The following is a 15,835-nucleotide window of genomic DNA, read 5'->3' as shown; positions in this document are numbered from 1 at the left end:
TTAAATATTTAAATTTGGAAATAATGGAAACAAAACCGATGAAAAACAAATTAGATGTGAAACATAGCGCACTAAGGTCATGGGTTTCTGAAGTAGCAGCAAAATGCCAACCTGATGAAATTTATTGGTGTGATGGTTCACAAGAAGAGTATGATCGACTTGCTCAGAAACTTGTAGATAAAGGTACGTTCAAACGCCTGAATCCAGAGAAAAGACCAAATAGCTTTGCTTGTTTCTCTGACCCCAGTGATGTGGCTCGAGTAGAAGATAAAACCTTTATTTGTAGTAGAAGAAAAGAAGATGCAGGCCCAACAAACAATTGGATGGCACCTAAAGAAATGAAAGCCACTTTAGATCCATTGTTTGAAGGTTGTATGAAAGGGCGTACGATGTATGTGATTCCATTCTGTATGGGGCCTTTAGGTTCTCCTATTTCCCAGATTGGAGTTGAAATCACAGATTCAGAGTATGTAGTGGTCAACATGCGCATTATGACACGTATGGGAGTTGATGCACTTGATCAACTGGGAACCGATGGTGAATTTATCAAGTGTTTGCATACTGTAGGTGCTCCTTTGCAAGAAGGACAAGAAGATGTGCTATGGCCATGTAACCCAACGGTGAAGTATATTGTACACTATCCAGAAGAAAGAAGCATTGTTTCTTATGGTTCTGGTTACGGTGGTAACGCATTGTTGGGTAAAAAATGTTTCGCACTTCGTATTGCTTCCGTAATGGCTCGCGACGAAGGATGGTTGGCAGAGCACATGCTCATTATGGGGGCAAAAAGTCCAGAAGGAGAAAAAACGTACGTAGCAGCGGCTTTCCCAAGTGCATGTGGTAAGACGAACTTCGCGATGTTGATCCCTCCTAAAGGAACAGACGGATGGGAGATCACTACAGTAGGTGACGATATCGCTTGGATCAAACCAGGGCCTGACGGTAGGTTGTACGCGATCAACCCTGAAGCTGGCTACTTTGGTGTAGCACCGGGTACCAATTATAAAACAAACCCGAATGCGATGGAAACCATCAAAGAGAACAGTATCTTCACTAACGTAGGTATTACTCCTGACGGTGATATATGGTGGGAAGGTATCGGCTCTGAAATGCCAGAAGGAACCATTAACTGGCACGGAAAAGTACACGAAGCTGGTTCTGACGAAAAAGTAGCTCATCCGAACGCTCGCTTCACTTGCCCAGCAAGCCAATGCCCAAGTATCGATGAACAATGGGAAGACCCTCAAGGTGTGCCGATCAGCGCATTCATAGTAGGTGGTAGAAGAAGTACTACGGTGCCTTTGGTATATCAAGCTACAAACTGGAACTCTGGGGTTTATGCCGCTTCTACGATCGGTTCTGAAATGACGGCTGCCGCTTTCGGACAAGTAGGTAAAGTGAGAAGAGACCCATTCGCAATGTTGCCATTCTGTGGATACCACATGGCAGACTACTTCAATCACTGGTTGCAATTCGGTAGATCGCTACAGAATCCTCCAAGAATGTTCGTGGTAAACTGGTTCAGAAAAGATGAAGAGGGCAATTTCCAATGGCCAGGCTTCGGTGATAACATGAGAGTTCTTGAGTGGATCATCGGTAGAGTAAGAGGTAAAGCAGGTGCAGTAGAAAGTCCGATCGGTTGGATGCCTACTTACAATGATATCAACTGGGAAGGTCTTGATTATTCAATCGAGCAATTTGATGAAATCATGGACATCGACCGTGAGCAATGGAAAGGTGAAGTATTGGGTCATGAAGAACTCTTTGAAAAAATGTACGACAAGCTTCCTAAAGAGTTCACGTTCATGAGAGAGTTACTTCTTTCTAGTCTATGGAGATCTCCTGAAAAATGGGAACTAGCGCCAGAAAGAATATAACCTGACCAAATCATAAAAGGTGGTCCGCCAATCGATTCGCACCATGAGATTGGCGGCCACTTTTAATCTCGTAAACTAATGTTCAATATAGAAAGTTTGGGCATTCCGAAGGTGAAATCTCCCCTACAGTTAAGTACTGTCAGGGGAGATAACATCTTCAACTATGTCAAAGAAGATAATAAGTTGGTCTATGACCTTTCGCTTGAGCACTATAACCAGTGTTTGGATAAGAGTGAAGAACCATTGTGTTTAGAAAAAGCGGGCCCTAGGCAGCATATTTATTTTCAACCAGATAAGGTCACCGCTGCAATCGTTACCTGTGGTGGTCTTTGCCCTGGCATCAACAATGTGATTCGCGGGGTAGTAATGGCCCTGCACTATTTTTACGGGGTCAAAAGAATTTTGGGAATACCATATGGCTATGAGGGCTTGAATCCTGAAAAAGGCCATGGTTTTATAGAGTTGACTCCAGATGGGGTCAAAGATATAAATCAGTTTGGCGGTACTATTTTAGGCTCTTCTAGAGGGGCGCAAGAGGTGTCGATAATGGTTGACACGTTGGTGGATAACCAAATTGACCTACTTTTTGCGATCGGTGGAGACGGTACCTTGAAAGGGGTCAATGACATTGGCGAAGAAATTCGGAAAAGGGGATTGGACATTGCGGTGATCGGTATACCCAAGACCATTGACAATGATATCGACATCATCGATAAATCATTCGGATTTGAGACGTCTTTTGATATTGCAAGCCCCATTTTGAAAGATGCCCATAATGAGGCCAAAGGGGCCTATAATGGTATTTCTATTGTAAAATTGATGGGTAGGGACAGCGGTTTCATTGCGGCCTCTGCCACATTGGCCATGCCAGTGGTAAATTTTGTGCTAGTACCTGAACAGCGATTTGAACTGTATGGTGAAAAAGGTTTTCTAGCCGTTTTGAGAAAGCGATTGGAGGCCAAGCACCATGCCGTGATCGTCGTGGCCGAAGGGGCGGGCCAACACTTGTTCAAAAAGGACGATGTGAGAACCGATGCTTCTGGCAACGTACAGCATGATGATATCGGCTTGTTCTTGAAAGATGAGATCAGTACCTATTTCAAGGATATTTTTCCCGTGACCATCAAGTACATCGACCCTAGCTATATTGTCAGGAGTGCTGCGGCCAATTCAACCGATAGTGTCTTCTGCAGTGGCCTGGCCTATCAAGCGGTACATGGGGCCATGGCGGGCAAGACCAAATTTGTGGTGGGTAGGGTGAACAACAAGTTCGTATACCTTCCCATATCGGCGGTCACGAAGAAGCGCAAGAAAATTGATCTTGAAAGCGAGTTCTGGTTTGCGGTGCTTCAGTCAACGGGACAGCCCTTTCTGATGTAAAAGAAAAAACCTCCTTTTGGGAGGTTTTGTTTTTTTGAGGATATTGGTCTGGTCAAAAAATACCGAGCGCGTCAAAGACACCCAGCAACTCTAAAACAATGCAAACAGGTATGGCGATGAGAATCGCTATCAGGGCAAAGACCATGATTCTTAGGAATCCATCCAAAAAGCTAGTTCCGACAGTAGTACCTTTTCCCATAATCGAATAATTTCCATCAATTTAAGGAATTATTCGTAAAAAAAGGGCTATTTCAGGCAATATATTCGACTAAATCACTGATTTTAACCATATTCCGCCACAAGACGCTTCACGATTTTTTGGCGCTCATTTTTTTGGCAAGCGCTTCAAGTGAGACGCCTTTTGTTTCAGGCATCATGAAAATAACCCATAGCAATTGCAAGACCATCATAAAGGCGAAAAAGGCAAATACGAATCCTGCGCCCACGGTGCCGAACAGCACAGGTACGAATGACGGGATCACGGCCGCCAATACCCAGTGGGTAGAACTGCCCAAGGCTTGGCCCGAACCCCTCAAATGGTTCGGAAAAATTTCAGAAATGAATACCCAGATCACCGTTCCTTGCCCGATGGCGTGCGAGGCAATGAAAATGAACAAAAATATGGGAACGGCCATACCCGTCCATCCAAAGAAGAAAGCCATCGAGACCAGACTCAAGGAAATGATATAACCGGCAGACCCAAAATACATCAATTGTTTTCTTCCGAGTCTATCGATCAGGTAGATGCCCAGTAGGGTGAAGAGAAGATTGGTGACCCCGATGCCAATACTGCTCAATAGGGCCGTGCTTTCGCCAAGACCCGCCTCTTCAAAAATCCTGGGAGCATAGTACAAAAAGGCATTGATTCCAGACCATTGGTTGAAAAAGGCGATCAAAAAGGCCAGTAGCACAGGAAAACGATACTTTTTCATAAAAATGTTTTCACCCAAACCTGAGGCCACCGTCTCTTGCATATCTTTTTTCAGTTGTGCTATGCTGGTGTCCAAACGAAGTTTTTTTAACATCTTTTGTGCTTCATCCTCTCTTGATTTGGTCAACAACCATCGCGGACTTTTTGGTACCGTGAAAACCGCTGCGGTATATATAATTGCTGGTATGGCCTCGGCCCCCAGCATGAATCGCCAATCGTCTTCACTGATGCCGCTGAGAAGGTAGTTTGACAGATAGGCGATCATAATGCCAAAAACGATATTGAACTGGTACATGCCCACTAGTTTGCCGCGGTTCTTGGCGGGTGCAATTTCAGAAATATAGGCAGGTGCGGCTATGGTTGAGGCGCCAACGCCCAGACCACCGATAAACCTAAAAAAAGCGAAGACATAGGGGTCGTTTGCCAATGCAGAACCCAAAGCCGATACCGAATAAAGAACTCCTATCCAAATCAACGTTTGCTTTCTACCCAGCCTATCAGTGGGTATGGCACCGAAAAATGCCCCGATTACGGTGCCCCAAAGCGCCATGCCCATGACCACGATGCCATGAAATGTATCAGAAGAGTTCCAAAGCGATTGTAGTTTTTGGTCCGCTCCTGAGATGACCACGGTGTCGAATCCGAACAAAAAGCCAGCAAGGGCAACGATAATCGAGATCAGTAGAATGCGTCTGTCCATTGACTTGGTTTTTTTGTGTTGACTAAAATTACAGAAGTGTTTTGATATGTTTCATGATGGTCTCGGTGGCACCGATATTTTCTGAAATGTATTCTGAATTTATCTTTCCTGTTTTCAGAACAGAATCAAAGTCTGATATGAAGTGGTTGGTCACATGGGCAAATTCATCTTTTGAATCAATAGAAACAATGCCCCCACGGTCAACAAGCTCTTCAGCTTCCTTAAATCCCTTATAATGGGGGCCTATTATCACCGGAATGCCAAAAACAGCTGGTTCGAGCGTGTTGTGAAGGCCAGTGGCAAAGCCGCCCCCGACATAAGTCATATGGGCATAGCTGTAAATTTTTGTGAGCAACCCAATGGTATCGATGATCAATACGTTGAATTGTGTGATGTCAACCTCGCCGAGTTCTGAATAACAAATCGTCCTTTTGGTCAAAGAAGACTTCAATTTTCCAATATGTGTCGGCTTGATGTCATGGGGGGCTATAACATACTTGACGGGCTTTTGTGAGTTGTTGATGAAATCTACCAAAATCACTTCGTCTTCGGGCCAGGTGCTTCCAGCAACAAGACAAAGGGCATCACCGCAAAAGGCATCCATGAAATCGAGGGCATTGTTGCGTTTTAGAATTTTTGCAACACGGTCAAACCGTGTATCGCCACTGATGGTCACATTTTGCATGCCGATCGATGTCAGCATTTTTTTCGAGTTTTCATCCTGTACAAAAAAATGGGAAAAATTGTTCAGGCTCTTCCTCATGAAAGCACCCCAAGGTTTAAAATAGATTTGTCGTTTTGAAAACAGGGCCGATATAAGTAGGGTGGGCACCTTTCTTCTGTGCAGCTGTTGCAAATAGTTGGGCCAGACCTCATACTTGACAAAGAGGGCCAATTCAGGATGCAAGATATCAAGAAAGCGCACGGCATTTGAAAGGGTGTCAAATGGTAAATAGGTCACTATATTGGCGATTTGGGTACTCTTTTTCACCTCATAGCCCGAGGGGGAAAAAAAGGTCAGCACCAATTTATGTTCGGGATAATGGGTTTTGAGTGTTTCCATCAACGGACGCCCTTGTTCAAATTCTCCCAACGAAGCCACATGTACCCATATCGTTTTGTCAGTAGATTCGATTTTCGATCGTAGGCTCTTGAAAACCTTTTTCCTACCTGAAACGAATAAGTTCAACTTGGTATTGAAAGGGGAGGCCACCTTGACAAAGAACCATGCCACATGGGCCAGCATGTTGTAGAGTGAATGCACTATGACGACTTTGCGCTAAAATACATTTCTTTGAACCAAATCGCATTAAGGTGCCATATTTTCTTAATTTTGCACCATAATTACTTCCCATGCGAAAAATACAGATGGTTGACCTCAAAGGCCAGTATGAGGGAATAAAAGACCAGATAAATTCATCAATCTCAAACGTACTGGATTCTTCGGCATTTATCAACGGCCCGGATGTGCACGCTTTTCAAAAAGAACTGGAAAATTATTTGGGGGTCAAGCATGTGATTCCCTGTGCCAATGGTACCGATGCCCTACAGATCTGTATGATGGGCTTGGGCCTTCAGCCCGGTGATGAGGTCATTACTGCCGATTTCACCTTTGCGGCCACCGTTGAGGTCATTGCACTGTTAAATTTGACGCCCGTGCTGGTCGATGTAGACCCTGACACCTTCAACATTGATGTCAAGGCGGTCGAAAGGGCCATAACGCCGAAGACAAAGGCCATTGTGCCCGTACACCTTTTTGGGCAGTGCGCCGATATGGATGCCTTGATGGATTTGGCCAAGAAGCATAATCTATTTGTCATCGAAGACAACGCACAGGCAATAGGCGCCGCGCATATCTCAAAAAATGGAGAAAAGCAAAAAGCAGGTACCATAGGCCATGTGGCCTCTACCTCTTTCTTCCCTTCCAAAAATTTGGGATGCTATGGTGATGGTGGGGCCATTTTCACCAATGATGATGATTTGGCCAATATCATTCGGGGCATTGTAAACCATGGCATGTATGTGCGCTACCATCATGATGTAGTGGGCGTCAACTCAAGATTGGACAGTATTCAGGCAGCCGTTTTGCGGGCAAAACTTCCGAGACTTGATGAGTATAACCAAGAAAGGAGAAATGCGGCCCAAAAGTATGACACGGCTTTCGGGGATCAAAAACATATCATAAGACCAAAAACGGTGAATGATTGTGATGGTATATGTGACACCTGCGATTGCCATGTTTTTCACCAATATACCTTGCGCATCACCAATGGCAAAAGAGATGCCCTGGTACAACATTTGAATGACAATGGTGTACCCTGTGGTGTTTACTATCCGATTCCGTTGCACAAACAGAAGGCGTACGCAGATGAGCGATACAATGAAGATGATTTCAAGGTTACCAATCAATTGGTCCAAGAAGTAATTTCACTGCCCATGCACACCGAGCTTGATGATGAGCAGATTGACTTCATAACCGATTTGGTAATAAAATTCGTTAACGACTGACATGAAAATACTAGTGACCGGTGGTCTCGGCTTCATAGGCTCGCATACTGTGGTTGAGCTTCAGAATGAGGGTTTTGAGGTGATCATTATCGACAACCTTTCAAATTCTTCCAAAGAAGTATTGAACGGAATTGAATCCATCACGGGCAAAGAACCCATTTTCGAACAAATGGATCTGCGCGATAAACAGAAAGTGCGCGATTTTTTCTCAGAGTATGATGACATTGCGGGGGTCATTCATTTTGCGGCTTCCAAGGCCGTTGGTGAAAGTGTTGAGAAGCCCTTGCTATATTATGAGAACAATTTGGGCACTTTGGTATATCTACTTCAAGAATTGGTAAAAAAGGGTAGGGCCAATTTTATTTTTAGCTCTTCGTGTACGGTCTATGGCCAAGCCGATGAGTTGCCCATCACTGAAAATGCACCGGTGAAAGCTGCAGAATCTCCTTACGGCAACACAAAACAGATCGGTGAAGAGATTATCAGTGATACGTGCAAGGTGAATCCGCAATTGGCGGCCATTGCACTTCGTTACTTTAACCCTATCGGGGCGCACCCTAGTGCCGAGATAGGCGAATTGCCCATCGGAGTGCCCCAGAACCTTGTACCCTTTATTACCCAGACCGGGGTAGGCTTGCGCGAACAGCTTTCGGTCTTTGGTGATGATTATCCGACACCTGATGGCACTTGTATCAGGGATTATATACACGTGGTCGATGTGGCCAAGGCGCACGTAGTGGCACTACAGCGACTTCTTGAGGAGAAAAATGAAGAAAATTTTGAAGTGTTCAACCTTGGTACGGGACAAGGAAGCTCGGTATTGGAGGTCATTCAAAGTTTTGAACGTGTAGCGGGCAAAAAACTGAACAACAAGGTGGTAGCTCGACGACCTGGCGACGTCATTCAAGCTTATGCCGATACCAAAAAGGCAAACGAAGTCTTGGGATGGAAAGCCCTCTCTACTCTTGATGATGCCATGGCCTCGGCTTGGAAATGGGAACAAAAAATCAGAAAATAAACTTCCTTATCAACGAAGGGGCGGACAACCACCATTGGCAAATAAATTTTCAGGTCGATATATGTACTTAGAGAGTGGTTTGGAACTTTTGCAAAAAGCCCAAACAAAACAACTTTATCAAGGTTTGGTCGAACAACTGAAGAAAGACTTTGTATTGGCCGGCATCGATTTCAAGCTGTCGTCAAGCGTCAAGCCCCAAGACCTGTTATTGTTGTTGAAAGAGAAATTGTATGTGCTTTTGTTAGAGCATTTTGATGACTATCTCAACTTGCTCTATGTGGTCGATGTCCCAGAAAAGGAATTTAAAAAAATTGATTCAGACGATATTGTAAAAGTCGCCGAGGGAGTTGCTTTTCTGGTACTAAAGCGTGAATGGCAGAAGGTTTGGTCAAGGTCTTCTTTTGGCCAAGACTAAAAATAGACACGTATGAAGGGCATCAGTGGATCGACATAGATGCTTCGCTCATCATCATATAGTACGTCGTACCGAATGCCAAAAGTGACATTTCCATTAGTATATCCTATCCCCAAAAACAACGCTGTCAACCAATAATTATCATCAACAGCAACGCCCGTCACACCATCTGACGAAAGGTTAACACGCCATTGTTCTAGCTCAGCCGAAAGCTGTATTGGCCTAACAGGGTTGTAGAAATTCATAAAAGAGGCACCATATGCCAAAAACGTATCATCTCCAAATTTCGAATAATTCAATTGCAATCCGACCCCCGTTGCAAAATGATCATTTGCCTGATAGATGCCACTGGGCGCAACTTGAAGGTTAAAGGTGTTGTTGCCAAAGCCAAGCCCGAACCCACCCCCAAGTCGAACGCGGCTCCAAAAATCGCTCTGATTTTGCTGTGCAGATATGACGGTAATCGAAAACAGTGATAAAATATACATGCCCAAAATGGCCTTGGGGCTGAACGCAGTCATATAACGGTATTTTATTTTCAATATACAGCTATATGGCGTATTTGTTGTACTTTTGGTTAAATTTTGTGATACCATTTTAGCGGCATAATTGCAATGGATAAATACTCGTTTTTAAACGCGGCCCATACCTCTTTTTTTGCTGAGCTCTATGACAGATATTTGACCAGTCCCGATAGTGTTGAGCCCAGTTGGAGGGCTTTTTTTCAGGGTTTTGATTTTGGATTGGAAAGTTCACTTGACGATCTTGACATAGCGACTTCTTCAAACGGTGCAACGGCAACGGTCAATGGGCAACTGGTCGAGGTGCCCCAGTCGTTACAGAAAGAGTTTCAGGTCATCCGTTTGATAGATGGGTATCGAACGAGAGGCCATTTGTTCACAAAGACCAATCCCGTTAGGGAAAGGCGCAAATATTTGCCCACCCTAGACATTGAAAATTTCGGACTTGCCGAAAATGACCTTGATACCGTGTTCGATGCAGGCAGCATTATCGGTATCGGTTCGAACCCGTTGCGAAAAATAATCGAGCACCTCGAGCGTATCTATTGCGATGCCATTGGGGTCGAATACATGTACATTCGAAAGCCCGAGCTTGTTCAGTGGATTCAAAATTGGCTCAATGTCAATGACAACCACCCAAGTTTTTCATCGGGTCAAAAAAAGCACATCCTCGGAAAACTCAATGAAGCCGTTTCTTTTGAAAGTTTTCTGCACACAAAATATGTTGGCCAGAAACGGTTCTCCCTAGAAGGCGGAGAATCTCTTATTCCCGCTTTGGATGTCATTATCGAAAAGGCTGCCAATGCCGGGGTAAAACAATTTGTAATGGGAATGGCTCACCGGGGCCGATTGAACGTACTGACGAATATTTTCGGCAAGTCGCCCAAAGATGTTTTCAGTGAGTTTGATGGTAAGGATTATGAAGAAACAATTTTTGATGGTGACGTAAAATACCATCTGGGATGGACATCAATGCGAGAGACCGATTCGGGCAAAATGGTCAACATGAACATTGCACCGAACCCATCACACCTTGAAACGGTCAATGCAGTGGTAGAGGGCATAAGCCGTGCAAAACAAGATAGCTCACATCAAGAAAATATTTCTGAGGTACTGCCCATTTTGGTACATGGAGATGCCGCGTTTGCAGCCCAGGGTGTCGTATATGAGGTGATTCAGATGGCCCAATTAGATGGGTACCACACAGGGGGCACCATACACATTGTGGTAAACAATCAAATCGGTTTTACCACCAATTACCTTGACGCACGGTCTTCGACCTATTGTACCGATGTCGGAAAAGTGACCTTGTCTCCCGTTATGCACATCAATGCAGATGATGCAGAGGCAGTGGTACATGCCGCAATTTTTGCCTTGGAATATCGCATGCGCTTCAAGAGAGATGTGTTTTTAGATATGCTGGGGTATAGAAAATATGGTCATAATGAAGGCGATGAGCCTAAATTTACCCAACCTTTGCTTTATAAATCAATTTCCAAGCATCCCAATCCGAGGGATATCTATGCCCAGAAATTGATGGATCAGGGAATCATCGATGAGAACTATGTAAAGACCCTTGAGAAAGAATACAAAAAGCAACTGGAGGAAGATTTAATGGATTCCCGAAAAGTTGAAAAAACCCGAATCACACCCTTCATGCAAGATGAATGGGAGGGTTTCAAACGGGTGACGGAAAAACCCATGCTTGCCGATATCGATACTTCATATGACCTAAAGAAGTTGAACGAAGTAGCTGAGAGCATTACCAAGCTTCCCGAAGAAAAGAAATTTCTAAGAAAACTGGTTCGATTGGTCGAAAGCAGGCACAAGATGTACTTTGAAGACAACAAACTTGATTGGGCCATGGGTGAGTTATTGGCCTATGCATCGTTGATCGAAGAGGGTTTTGATGTGCGAATGACCGGTCAAGATGTTGAAAGAGGAACCTTTTCCCACCGTCATGCGGTCATTAAGACCGAGATGCACGAAGAAGAAGTGATATTGTTGAATGAAATGGGAAAAAACCAAAATGGTACGTTCCACATCTATAATTCGCTACTTTCTGAGTATGCGGTCATGGGCTTTGATTATGGCTATGCCATGGCAAGCCCAAAGACCCTGACAATTTGGGAGGCACAGTTCGGTGATTTCAGCAATGGCGCACAAATAGTGATCGATCAATACCTGTCAGCTGCCGAAGACAAATGGAAACTGCAAAATGGCTTGGTACTGCTGCTTCCCCATGGTTATGAAGGGCAGGGGGCCGAACACTCTTCCGCTCGTATGGAGCGCTACCTTCAGCTATGTGCGAAAGACAATATGTATGTGGCCGACGTGACCACACCTGCCAATATGTTCCATTTATTGAGGCGTCAAATGAAAGCGGATTTCAGAAAACCTTTGGTGGTGCTGACCCCTAAAAGCCTGTTAAGGCATCCAAAGGTGGTCTCGACCAAAGAAGATTTGGCAAAAGGCAGTTTTCAAGAGATCATCGATGATAGCTTGGTCAAGGCAGATAAGGTAAGATCACTCGTTTTCTGCACGGGCAAATTTTACTACGACCTATTGGCAAAACGCGATGAGTTGGGGCGAGAAGATGTGGCTTTGGTACGCCTTGAGCAACTTTTTCCACTTCCAACTGAAAAAATAGGGGCAATCATCAAAAAATACAAAAACGCCGAAGAAGTGGTCTGGGCACAAGAAGAACCCCGCAATATGGGTGCTTGGGGCCATTTGCTGATGCATCTCGACGAGGCCAAGAATTTTAGGGTAGCCTCAAGAAGATTTTATGGTGCACCGGCGGCCGGTAGTGCTGTTCGTTCGCAAAGAAGGCATGCACAGGTCATCGATTATGTTTTTGACAAGACAAAAGATAATTTTGCAATTAGAAAATAAGAACTTGATATAAAGTGATCAGAGATGGTTTTAGAAATGAAAGTTCCCTCGCCGGGTGAATCGATAACTGAAGTAGAAATAGCCGAGTGGTTGGTCGAAGATGGCGATTACGTAGAAAAAGACCAAGCCATTGCCGAAGTCGATTCAGATAAGGCAACGTTAGAATTGCCAGCAGAGGAAAGTGGGGTCATTACCCTTAAGGCCGAAGAGGGTGATGCCGTAGCTGTGGGCGAAATAGTGTGCCTTATAGATACGGGCGCCAAAAAACCAGAAGGGGGCAGTGATTCAAAAACTGAAACCACAAAAGAAAACAAAGAGGAAGCTCCCAAAAAAGAAGAAGCTCCTAAAAAAGAAGAACCCCAAAAAGAAACCTACGCTTCTGGCACCCCTTCACCAGCGGCTAAAAAGATTTTGGATGAAAAGGGCATTGATGCCAAAGAAGTCCCAGGTACGGGTCGCGATGGCCGCATTACCAAAGACGATGCGATGAAAGCTGTGCCTTCAATGGGTACCCCGACAGGGGGCAATAGGGGTGAGACCCGCTCTAAATTATCATTGCTTCGCCGAAAAGTGGCAGAACGTTTGGTTGCCGCCAAGAACGAGACGGCCATGTTGACCACCTTCAATGAGGTCGATATGTCGCCCATCTTTGAACTCAGAAAACAATACAAAGAAACGTTCAAAGAAAAACATGGGGTCAGTTTGGGTTTTATGTCGTTCTTTACCAAAGCGGTGATTCGTGCGCTACAGATGTACCCTGCGGTCAATTCGATGATTGATGGAAAAGAAATGATTTCTTATGACTTCTGTGATATCAGCATTGCCGTCTCTGGGCCCAAAGGATTGATGGTGCCCGTAATACGTAATGCCGAGAATCTCACATTTAGGGGTGTTGAGGCCGAGGTAAAGCGATTGGCCATTAGGGCACGTGAAGGTCAGATAACCGTCGACGAAATGACGGGCGGCACATTCACCATATCCAACGGCGGTGTTTTTGGTTCCATGCTCTCGACACCGATCATCAATCCGCCCCAAAGTGGTATTTTGGGGATGCACAACATCGTTGAGCGGCCCATTGCCAAAGATGGGGCCGTTGTCATTGCGCCGGTCATGTACGTTGCATTGTCATATGACCACCGCATCATTGATGGCCGTGAGTCGGTCGGATTCTTGGTCGCCGTGAAGGAAGCACTCGAAGACCCGGTGGAATTGTTGATGGATGGCGATGTAAAAAAAGCCTTGGAACTTTAAGACTTTTTGATTCTGAGATAGAGGCATTTCTTGTCGTAATCGATGACAGCCTTTCCTTTTTTGAGGATGTCGGCACCGATGATACCGTCTACGGGCAATGCACTATGGTTCGTCAATGCCTGGTTCACATGAACAAGATCAAAAAGCACTACTTTTTGTTTTCTTCTTTTCCAGTCGCCGATTTCAATATGATTTTTGGTAGAGATAAGCGTGTCCATATCAATGGCTCCTGCCCCTGCTGCCTTGATCTCTGATTCTTTTGAGGCCATTTTGAAGAACTCGATTTTGTCGATTCCGATACAAGTATTCGAGGCACCGGTATCGAGAATGAAACGGCCTGACACACCATTTATCTTTGCAGAGAGTTCAAAATGTTTGGTTTCGGTAAACACCAAAGGCACCTTGATGTAATCTTTTTTTTGAAGAAATTTTCGTAGCGATTTCATTTCGTAAAGATAAACCTATTTTTGCGTCATGATCTTGACCGATACGCATACCCATCTGTACAGTGAGGCCTTTGATGAAGACCGTGACGTAATGATGGGGCGAGCACTTGATGCTGGAGTAAAACGTTTTTTTGTGCCGGCTATTGATTCGGGCTATACCGAGGCAATGATTCGGTTAGAAAAAGAATATCCTGAAAATGTTTTTTTGATGGCCGGGTTACACCCTACCCATGTCAAAGAGAATTACAAAGAAGAGCTCGGGCACGTCGAGAAGGTACTGGAACAACACAAATGCTATGCCATAGGAGAAACCGGTATTGACCTCTACTGGGACAAAACCTTTCTGAAACAACAGCAAGAAGCATTTGTGCATCAAATTCGCTTGGCGAAAAAGAACAGGCTCCCCGTTGTAATACACTGCAGGGAATCATTTGATGACATTTTTGAGATCTTAGAGCAAGAAAAGGACGATGATCTGTACGGTATTTTTCATTGCTTCACAGGAACAAAGGAACAAGCTGAAAAAGCTATTGGGTACAATATGAAGCTTGGCATCGGGGGGGTGGTCACTTTCAAGAACGGCAAAATTGACCAATTCTTGAATCAAATCGATTTGAGGCATATTGTTCTGGAGACCGATTCACCTTATTTGGCGCCAGTGCCCTATAGAGGAAAGCGTAACGAAAGTGCCTATTTGACCTTAGTGTTGGAAAAGTTGAGTTTGATATATGATATGCCTAAAGGCGAGATTGCGGCAATAACCACTGAAAACTCTAAAGCAGTTTTTGGCATTTAAACGACATCAATGGGTAGAAAAGCCAATATTCTATTGATTTATACAGGGGGTACTATAGGCATGGTCAAAGATTACAAGACCGGTGCCTTGAGAGCGTTCGATTTTGATGAGCTTATCGCCAATATACCAGAATTGCACCAATTGGATTGTAATCTTGAGGGAATCACTTTCTCTAGGCCCATCGATTCATCGAATATGAATCCGAAGCATTGGGCCACCATCGCCACCCTGATTGAAGATAACTACCATGCTTTTGATGGGTTTGTCGTATTACATGGTAGCGATACCATGAGCTACTCGGGTTCAGCACTCAGTTTTATGCTTGAAAACCTATCAAAACCGGTTATTCTCACAGGTTCGCAGTTGCCCATTGGTGATTTGCGCACCGATGCCAAAGAGAATTTGATTACTTCCATACAGATAGCATCACTCCGTGATAATGGCGAGGCAATGGTGCAAGAGGTTTGCCTGTACTTTGAATATAAATTGTACCGGGCCAACAGAACCACAAAGATCAACGCCGAACACTTTCAAGCCTTCGCCTCGATGAACCATCCACCCTTGGCAGAGTCTGGCGTTCATCTGAAACTCAACCATACTTATTTATACAAAGAAGATAATGGGTCAAGGCCTTTTAGGGCCCACAAAAAAATGGACGCCAATGTCGGGGTGTTAAAACTGTTCCCGGGTATGGGGCAAAAATTTTTAAAAGCTGCCCTGGGGGCTGATGGCCTAAAAGCCTTGGTTCTTGAAACTTACGGATCGGGCAATGCCCCAATTGATGATTGGTTTCTCGATGAGTTGAAAAGGGCTATCGAGAAAGGGCTGCATGTCATAAATGTTACCCAATGTTCTGGTGGTAGTGTGGTCATGGGCAAGTATGAAAGCAGTCGTCGATTGATGCAGTTACAACTCGTTAACGGTAAGGATATTACTACTGAAGCCGCGGTAACCAAGGCTATGTGGCTTTTGGCCAATGGGTTTTCAAATGACAGCTTCAAAACTAAATTTGAAACGGTTCTACGAGGAGAAATGAACCAAAATTAACGCCTTAAATTTCGTTTAATGCCAAAATTTTTGTTTATTGTTCGGCCTAA

Annotated in this window: 14 protein-coding genes; 9 read left to right on the top strand and 5 right to left on the bottom strand. The window is 44.5% G+C overall.

Annotated elements, in window-relative coordinates; all coding sequences use genetic code 11:
* Positions 1 to 23: 23 nt before the first annotated feature.
* Positions 24 to 1,877 carry a phosphoenolpyruvate carboxykinase (GTP) gene (locus L0P89_RS04430; protein ID WP_235267193.1) on the top strand — a complete coding sequence of 618 codons (1,854 nt, stop codon included), beginning with the start codon at positions 24 to 26 and terminating at the stop codon, positions 1,875 to 1,877.
* Between the two features lie 78 nt (positions 1,878 to 1,955).
* Complete coding sequence (locus L0P89_RS04425) at positions 1,956 to 3,257, top strand: ATP-dependent 6-phosphofructokinase (protein ID WP_235267192.1); 1,302 nt, start codon at positions 1,956 to 1,958, stop codon at positions 3,255 to 3,257.
* Between the two features lie 52 nt (positions 3,258 to 3,309).
* Here the strand turns inward: L0P89_RS04425 and L0P89_RS04420 are convergent, their stop codons facing one another.
* From L0P89_RS04420 to L0P89_RS04410, 3 genes are all read right to left on the bottom strand, one after another.
* Positions 3,310 to 3,456 (bottom strand): hypothetical protein, encoded by a 147-nt coding sequence (locus L0P89_RS04420; RefSeq protein WP_235267191.1) that lies wholly within the window; start codon positions 3,454 to 3,456, stop codon positions 3,310 to 3,312.
* A gap of 109 nt (positions 3,457 to 3,565) precedes the next feature.
* Positions 3,566 to 4,888: a sugar porter family MFS transporter gene (locus L0P89_RS04415; protein WP_235267190.1), complete on the bottom strand. Its 1,323-nt coding sequence runs from the start codon at positions 4,886 to 4,888 to the stop codon at positions 3,566 to 3,568.
* 28 nt (positions 4,889 to 4,916) lie between these two features.
* Entirely contained in the window at positions 4,917 to 6,152 is a 1,236-nt protein-coding gene (locus tag L0P89_RS04410) for a 3-deoxy-D-manno-octulosonic acid transferase (protein ID WP_235267189.1), read from the bottom strand.
* A gap of 89 nt (positions 6,153 to 6,241) precedes the next feature.
* On the opposite strand from L0P89_RS04410, the gene L0P89_RS04405 reads away from it, so the two are divergent.
* From L0P89_RS04405 to L0P89_RS04395, 3 genes are all read left to right on the top strand, one after another.
* The gene (locus tag L0P89_RS04405) at positions 6,242 to 7,396 is read left to right on the top strand and encodes a DegT/DnrJ/EryC1/StrS family aminotransferase (protein WP_235267188.1); all 1,155 of its coding nucleotides are present in this window, start codon (positions 6,242 to 6,244) and stop codon (positions 7,394 to 7,396) included.
* Position 7,397: 1 nt separating this feature from the next.
* Positions 7,398 to 8,414, top strand: coding sequence for a UDP-glucose 4-epimerase GalE (gene galE, locus L0P89_RS04400; RefSeq protein ID WP_235267187.1), 1,017 nt, complete (start codon positions 7,398 to 7,400; stop codon positions 8,412 to 8,414).
* Between the two features lie 61 nt (positions 8,415 to 8,475).
* Positions 8,476 to 8,829 carry a hypothetical protein gene (locus tag L0P89_RS04395; protein ID WP_235267186.1) on the top strand — a complete coding sequence of 118 codons (354 nt, stop codon included), beginning with the start codon at positions 8,476 to 8,478 and terminating at the stop codon, positions 8,827 to 8,829.
* On the opposite strand, the gene L0P89_RS04390 is transcribed toward L0P89_RS04395, so the two are convergent.
* A complete protein-coding gene (locus L0P89_RS04390) occupies positions 8,826 to 9,350 on the bottom strand; it encodes an alpha-ketoglutarate decarboxylase (protein WP_235267185.1) in 525 nt (174 codons plus the stop codon). The two genes, L0P89_RS04395 and L0P89_RS04390, sit on opposite strands and share 4 nt — an antisense overlap.
* A 93-nt stretch (positions 9,351 to 9,443) precedes the next feature.
* On the opposite strand from L0P89_RS04390, the gene L0P89_RS04385 reads away from it, so the two are divergent.
* Positions 9,444 to 12,245, top strand: a complete 2,802-nt coding sequence (locus L0P89_RS04385; protein ID WP_235267184.1) for a 2-oxoglutarate dehydrogenase E1 component — start codon at positions 9,444 to 9,446, stop codon at positions 12,243 to 12,245.
* 24 nt (positions 12,246 to 12,269) lie between these two features.
* The gene (gene odhB, locus L0P89_RS04380) at positions 12,270 to 13,496 is read left to right on the top strand and encodes a 2-oxoglutarate dehydrogenase complex dihydrolipoyllysine-residue succinyltransferase (protein ID WP_235267183.1); all 1,227 of its coding nucleotides are present in this window, start codon (positions 12,270 to 12,272) and stop codon (positions 13,494 to 13,496) included.
* On the opposite strand, the gene L0P89_RS04375 is transcribed toward odhB, so the two are convergent.
* Positions 13,493 to 13,942: a TIGR02281 family clan AA aspartic protease gene (locus L0P89_RS04375; RefSeq protein WP_235267182.1), complete on the bottom strand. Its 450-nt coding sequence runs from the start codon at positions 13,940 to 13,942 to the stop codon at positions 13,493 to 13,495. The two genes, odhB and L0P89_RS04375, sit on opposite strands and share 4 nt — an antisense overlap.
* Positions 13,943 to 13,970: 28 nt before the next feature.
* Between L0P89_RS04375 and L0P89_RS04370 the strand changes: the two genes are divergently transcribed.
* Positions 13,971 to 14,738 carry a TatD family hydrolase gene (locus L0P89_RS04370; protein ID WP_235267181.1) on the top strand — a complete coding sequence of 256 codons (768 nt, stop codon included), beginning with the start codon at positions 13,971 to 13,973 and terminating at the stop codon, positions 14,736 to 14,738.
* 9 nt (positions 14,739 to 14,747) lie between these two features.
* Positions 14,748 to 15,785, top strand: coding sequence for an asparaginase (locus L0P89_RS04365; RefSeq protein WP_235267180.1), 1,038 nt, complete (start codon positions 14,748 to 14,750; stop codon positions 15,783 to 15,785).
* The last annotated feature ends 50 nt before the right edge of the window (positions 15,786 to 15,835 follow it).

Source organism: Muricauda sp. SCSIO 65647 (genome assembly GCF_021534965.1).
GTDB lineage: Bacteria > Bacteroidota > Bacteroidia > Flavobacteriales > Flavobacteriaceae > Flagellimonas_A.
This window is presented reverse-complemented; position numbering and strand designations above follow the sequence as displayed.

Excerpts from the sequence above, each read along its gene's own strand:
- L0P89_RS04430 (WP_235267193.1), top strand. The coding sequence starts at position 24 with ATGGAAACAAAACCGATGAAAAACAAATTAGATGTGAAACATAGCGCA.
- L0P89_RS04425 (WP_235267192.1), top strand. The coding sequence starts at position 1,956 with ATGTTCAATATAGAAAGTTTGGGCATTCCGAAGGTGAAATCTCCCCTA.
- L0P89_RS04420 (WP_235267191.1), bottom strand. The coding sequence starts at position 3,456 with ATGGGAAAAGGTACTACTGTCGGAACTAGCTTTTTGGATGGATTCCTA.
- L0P89_RS04415 (WP_235267190.1), bottom strand. The coding sequence starts at position 4,888 with ATGGACAGACGCATTCTACTGATCTCGATTATCGTTGCCCTTGCTGGC.
- L0P89_RS04405 (WP_235267188.1), top strand. The coding sequence starts at position 6,242 with ATGCGAAAAATACAGATGGTTGACCTCAAAGGCCAGTATGAGGGAATA.
- galE (WP_235267187.1), top strand. The coding sequence starts at position 7,398 with ATGAAAATACTAGTGACCGGTGGTCTCGGCTTCATAGGCTCGCATACT.
- L0P89_RS04395 (WP_235267186.1), top strand. The coding sequence starts at position 8,476 with ATGTACTTAGAGAGTGGTTTGGAACTTTTGCAAAAAGCCCAAACAAAA.
- L0P89_RS04390 (WP_235267185.1), bottom strand. The coding sequence starts at position 9,350 with ATGACTGCGTTCAGCCCCAAGGCCATTTTGGGCATGTATATTTTATCA.
- L0P89_RS04385 (WP_235267184.1), top strand. The coding sequence starts at position 9,444 with ATGGATAAATACTCGTTTTTAAACGCGGCCCATACCTCTTTTTTTGCT.
- odhB (WP_235267183.1), top strand. The coding sequence starts at position 12,270 with ATGGTTTTAGAAATGAAAGTTCCCTCGCCGGGTGAATCGATAACTGAA.
- L0P89_RS04375 (WP_235267182.1), bottom strand. The coding sequence starts at position 13,942 with ATGAAATCGCTACGAAAATTTCTTCAAAAAAAAGATTACATCAAGGTG.
- L0P89_RS04370 (WP_235267181.1), top strand. The coding sequence starts at position 13,971 with ATGATCTTGACCGATACGCATACCCATCTGTACAGTGAGGCCTTTGAT.
- L0P89_RS04365 (WP_235267180.1), top strand. The coding sequence starts at position 14,748 with ATGGGTAGAAAAGCCAATATTCTATTGATTTATACAGGGGGTACTATA.